The organism is Cyanobium sp. NIVA-CYA 375, from assembly GCF_056108345.1.
Window position 1 is genome coordinate 1 of record NZ_JBSYHW010000360.1, and the last position, 643, is coordinate 643.

Genomic DNA, 643 nt, shown 5'->3' on the forward strand with positions numbered 1-643 from the left:
CATCACCACGCTGGCGGCCAGTGCCGGCTCCAGCAGCGCCGCGGCCGTGCCACCGGCCCCCACGAGAGCGCCGCAGGCCAGTGCCAGCAAGAAGGTGGCAGGCCCCGCCCAGGCGCGCCGCGCCGGGAGCGCAAACACCGACCACAGGCCGACCGCGACCATGGCCAGCAGGTGGTCGAGCCCGAAGGGGTGGGCCAGGCCGGCGAAGAAACTCTCGGTGCCATGCCCCGTGTGGGCGGCTGCACTGCCGGCAAACCCGGCGAGCAGCACCGCAGCAACGACGCCGGGCAGATGTACGCACTTCATGGAAAGTCTCCTGGTGTGGGTGCTGGTGTTCAAACTACGAACATGTCTTCTTCGGCCCACTTTGGCGCCGCATTCTTGGCCGCGCCGGTGAGTGCGATGTAGCCCTTCTTGTCCACGCCTGCCGGCAATTCCTTCGGCACGCCCATCACGGTCTGGGTCTTGAACACGGTGCCGGGTGCGAGGTCGAAGAACGGGAACTCGGGCTCGGTGCAACCCATGCAGGGCATGCCGGCGCGTGTCTTGGACGACTGGCGGTTCCACAGGATGCGGTTGCACGGCGAATGGGTCATCGGGCCGCGGCAGCCCAGGTCGTAGAAGAGGCAGCCCTTGCGCTGGC

At 68.3% G+C, this 643-nt stretch carries 1 protein-coding gene and 1 pseudogene; both read right to left on the minus strand.

The genetic code is table 11. The features are described from left to right. On the minus strand, positions 1-339 hold a 339-nt coding region (locus tag AC01FP_RS18580; protein ID WP_474482365.1), incomplete at its 3' end, for a HupE/UreJ family protein. Next, positions 336-643, minus strand: a pseudogene (locus AC01FP_RS18585) (hypothetical protein); the annotation flags it as partial. The pseudogene AC01FP_RS18585 and the gene AC01FP_RS18580, both read right to left, overlap by 4 nt.